At 44.4% G+C, this 3,194-nt stretch carries 9 protein-coding genes; all 9 read left to right on the top strand.

The features are described from left to right. Positions 1 to 122: 122 nt before the first annotated feature. The gene (locus IQ211_RS18560) at positions 123 to 311 is read left to right on the top strand and encodes a hypothetical protein (protein ID WP_189761293.1); all 189 of its coding nucleotides are present in this window, start codon (positions 123 to 125) and stop codon (positions 309 to 311) included. Between the two features lie 14 nt (positions 312 to 325). Beyond that, positions 326 to 721 carry a hypothetical protein gene (locus IQ211_RS18555; RefSeq protein ID WP_189761292.1) on the top strand — a complete coding sequence of 132 codons (396 nt, stop codon included), beginning with the start codon at positions 326 to 328 and terminating at the stop codon, positions 719 to 721. Positions 722 to 794: 73 nt separating this feature from the next. Continuing rightward, positions 795 to 917, top strand: a complete 123-nt coding sequence (locus IQ211_RS19945; RefSeq protein WP_262985622.1) for a hypothetical protein — start codon at positions 795 to 797, stop codon at positions 915 to 917. A gap of 2 nt (positions 918 to 919) precedes the next feature. Then, on the top strand, positions 920 to 1,141 hold the full coding sequence (locus IQ211_RS18550; RefSeq protein WP_189761291.1) for a hypothetical protein: 222 nt from the start codon (positions 920 to 922) through the stop codon (positions 1,139 to 1,141). Further along, positions 1,138 to 1,302, top strand: a complete 165-nt coding sequence (locus tag IQ211_RS18545; protein WP_189761290.1) for a hypothetical protein — start codon at positions 1,138 to 1,140, stop codon at positions 1,300 to 1,302. The genes IQ211_RS18550 and IQ211_RS18545 overlap by 4 nt, the downstream gene beginning before the upstream one ends. Then, complete coding sequence (locus IQ211_RS18540) at positions 1,299 to 1,634, top strand: hypothetical protein (protein ID WP_189761289.1); 336 nt, start codon at positions 1,299 to 1,301, stop codon at positions 1,632 to 1,634. Before IQ211_RS18545 ends, IQ211_RS18540 begins: the two co-directional genes overlap by 4 nt. A 1-nt stretch (position 1,635) precedes the next feature. After that, positions 1,636 to 2,316, top strand: coding sequence for an AAA family ATPase (locus IQ211_RS18535; protein WP_189761288.1), 681 nt, complete (start codon positions 1,636 to 1,638; stop codon positions 2,314 to 2,316). After that, entirely contained in the window at positions 2,313 to 2,927 is a 615-nt protein-coding gene (locus IQ211_RS18530; RefSeq protein ID WP_189761287.1) for a DUF669 domain-containing protein, read from the top strand. The genes IQ211_RS18535 and IQ211_RS18530 overlap by 4 nt, the downstream gene beginning before the upstream one ends. Positions 2,928 to 3,032: 105 nt before the next feature. Continuing rightward, on the top strand, positions 3,033 to 3,194 hold a 162-nt coding region (locus IQ211_RS20335; protein WP_476756476.1), incomplete at its 3' end, for a phiTE_072 family protein.

Here is a 3,194-nt window from a genome sequence, read left to right as displayed (position 1 = left end):
CGCAAATTACTCACCCGTATTGCAATATGTCAGTTAAGAATTAGTTGAAACATTGAAAATTAAACACCAGCCTCGCCAATGCGGGGCTTTTTATTACCTGAATATAGGAAAGGAATAATACAATGACAATATCAGAACTAATTGAATTGTTGAAAACTCGGATTGGTAGTGAATGGGGGGAATATAAATTGGAGATTATTGATGAGTTTAACGGTGGCTGGTTAACCGTTGGGCCTGAAAATATTGTTATCGATTCTAGCCAATTTATCAAATTAGATTGCTGGAAAAGTTATCCAGATGACGATGAATAACAGGAGGATAAATAATGCCTAAACACATTCACGCCGATTTAATTATGGAATACGCGAAATTAGCACAGGAGACGGATAAACCGTGGGAGTATTTCCAGTACAGATATGCGGATGGGAATGATTGGTTGGAATTTGCTAGCAATTTCGGCTTTCATCCCGAGGTGAATTTTAGACTAAAACCCCGCACTATCAAAATCGGGGAATATGATGTTCCTGAACCAGTGAGGGAGCCGTTGAAATCTGGCACTGGATACCATATTCCCGATATTACTGATACCGAGTTTTATGCAGCGTTTATATGGGATAATGACGGAGCTGATGCGTACTATTTACAACAAGGGCTAATTCACCTCGACCGCGAATCCGCCGAACTCCACGCCAAGGCGCTGATTGCGCTGACCGCTAAATGATTCCCGATAGTTTCTATTATTACTCACTCTCAATTCTAGCGGTCATATTCACTCTACTCATCGCGAGATAATTATGCAAATCAACGAACGTCTTCTATGTCAGGCGCAAGAGCTGGCATGGATAGCCCGTTGCCTGCGTTGTGAAGACGTTTGGTGGCTAGCTATGGAAATACTGAAAAGAAGTTATGGGAGGTAAATATGAAAATCAGACTTTACGACGATGCCGTTATCAAGCGCACATCAGACTACGTTGAAATCACCACTGACCAACACAGTAAAGTGGGGATGGAATGCACGATGACTGAACGCATGGATGGCGGTCAATGGGGAATGAATGAACTAGCTGAATATCTCATGGACAGAGATTTAGTGGATAGTCTCATGGAGGAACTGGGGAAAATGCAACGGAGGGTCGCATGAGATTCAACTACAACCCCTGTGGTGCTCAGGATGAGCAGAAAAAACGCAAATACACAGACGAACAAATAGCCGAACACAGGGAACTGGCATATCAACGGGAGGTATTGGGTAGGGAGGGATTACCAGTTAGCGACATGGATTTCGCGGGAGATTTCACGTGAACGGGTATTATCGGCGCTCAACAGGATGTTACGTACCGAAAGACCCGATAGAACGGCAGCAATATCTCAGGGAATTAGTCGCTGCTGTCACAACCAAAACACCACACCCCGCAATAATGACCATAGCAGAACGTGTTACCGCAGAGCAGATATGGAACATCAATCACCAAGCTGCATTCAATCCCCCGCTACCACCTCACATGGCAGAACAACGCGCTGAACGGGAGCGTCAGGCGTGGCGAGATTATTACAAAACCCACCACACAGAACACGATTTTTATCGTGGTGATTCACCCCGCCGCCGTCAGGGTGGTATCTGGACAGGAGATTAATATGGGAACTGCAACACTCATTCTTGGCGAATCTGGTACGGGGAAAAGTACCAGTTTACGCAACCTGAACCCGGAAGAGACATTATTAATCCAAACGGTCAGGAAGCCGTTACCGTTTCGTTCCGCAGCATGGAAACAATGGAATAAGAACGACGCTGCTACATCGGTTTTTGTTACGGACAACTGGCAGCACATTATCAGAGCCATTGAATCGGCAGATAATTACGGGAAAAAAATCATCGTCATTGATGATTTTCAATATTTGATGGCGAACGAATTTATGCGTCGATCAGAGGAAAAATCGTTCGATAAGTTCACTGAGATTGGTTCTCACACATGGAATGTGATCAACACAGCCATCAGCAAAACACCGGACGATTTACGGGTTTATTTCCTGTCACACACGGAAGAGACGCAGATGGGAAAAATCAAGATGAAAACCATCGGCAAGATGCTGGATGAAAAGATAACGGTAGAAGGGATGTTTACTATCGTACTGAAAACCGCAGTCAGGGATGGGCAATATCTATTCACCACCCAAAATAACGGGTTCGACACTGTTAAATCACCAATGGGGCTATTTGACAGCTCAGAAATTGAAAACGACCTGAAAGCCGTAGATGACGCTATATGCGAATACTACGGAATTGCAACACATACAACAGATGAGGCAGCAGCATGAGTAATGTAATTTTCACCTATAACCAAGAAACAGCCATGAGCGCCGGACAGGGTGGTTTTATCAACGAAAGCGGCGCGTATGTCATTACCATTAGCGAGGCAAAAATAACCAAGAGTCAGCATGGTGCAGAGTTTATTGAGTTCTCTGGTGAGGCAGATGACGGGCGAAAGGTCAGTTATCTGAGCATTTGTTGCAAGAAAAAAGACGGTTCAGCCAATCAATTTGGTCAAAGTATGGTGCAGGCTATCATGGGATGCTGCGGCGTTCGTCAGGTAACCAGTCATATGATTTCTGCCAGCCATGTAATTACCCCTGAATTCGCGGGTAAACGAGTTGGGCTGGTATTACAAAAAATACTCAGGACGAAAAATAATGGTGATGATACCTACGGTATGGATATCCGCATACCGTTTTATCCTGATACTCGACAAACCATCGCTGAAAAAGTGGAGGGTAAAACCGCTACTACTATCGATAAAATGGTTGCAAATCTGAAAGATAAAGACGAGCGTAAAATAAATACTCAACACTATTCAGGGCAACAATCGGAAGCACCACGACAGCCACAAGGCCAACCCTCAGTGGATTTTGACGATGATATCCCATTTTAGATTTCCCCACCGATTTTCAACACCGAGTCACCGTGCTCGGCAATCCAGATAGAACCCTGTAACCCTAACCCTATCACTACGCTGCACTGCGGCGGGAGGATTATTGTGCATATCGAAACATCGGATGTAGTGAAAATTCAAATCACGGATGTACCGCGACATGACCCTATTCATGTTTATCTGGAAGATTACGGTAATAAGATGGGACGAATAACAATCTCTGAATATGGTAATTCATGGACTGCATTCTGGCCTGCAATGGGAAGT

The organism is Xenorhabdus griffiniae, from assembly GCF_015163655.1.
Taxonomy (GTDB): Bacteria; Pseudomonadota; Gammaproteobacteria; order Enterobacterales; family Enterobacteriaceae; genus Xenorhabdus; species Xenorhabdus griffiniae.
This window is presented reverse-complemented; position numbering and strand designations above follow the sequence as displayed.

Coding starts and splice junctions, on each gene's coding strand:
- IQ211_RS18560 (WP_189761293.1), top strand. CDS start 123: ATGACAATATCAGAACTAATTGAATTGTTGAAAACTCGGATTGGTAGT.
- IQ211_RS18555 (WP_189761292.1), top strand. CDS start 326: ATGCCTAAACACATTCACGCCGATTTAATTATGGAATACGCGAAATTA.
- IQ211_RS19945 (WP_262985622.1), top strand. CDS start 795: ATGCAAATCAACGAACGTCTTCTATGTCAGGCGCAAGAGCTGGCATGG.
- IQ211_RS18550 (WP_189761291.1), top strand. CDS start 920: ATGAAAATCAGACTTTACGACGATGCCGTTATCAAGCGCACATCAGAC.
- IQ211_RS18545 (WP_189761290.1), top strand. CDS start 1,138: ATGAGATTCAACTACAACCCCTGTGGTGCTCAGGATGAGCAGAAAAAA.
- IQ211_RS18535 (WP_189761288.1), top strand. CDS start 1,636: ATGGGAACTGCAACACTCATTCTTGGCGAATCTGGTACGGGGAAAAGT.
- IQ211_RS18530 (WP_189761287.1), top strand. CDS start 2,313: ATGAGTAATGTAATTTTCACCTATAACCAAGAAACAGCCATGAGCGCC.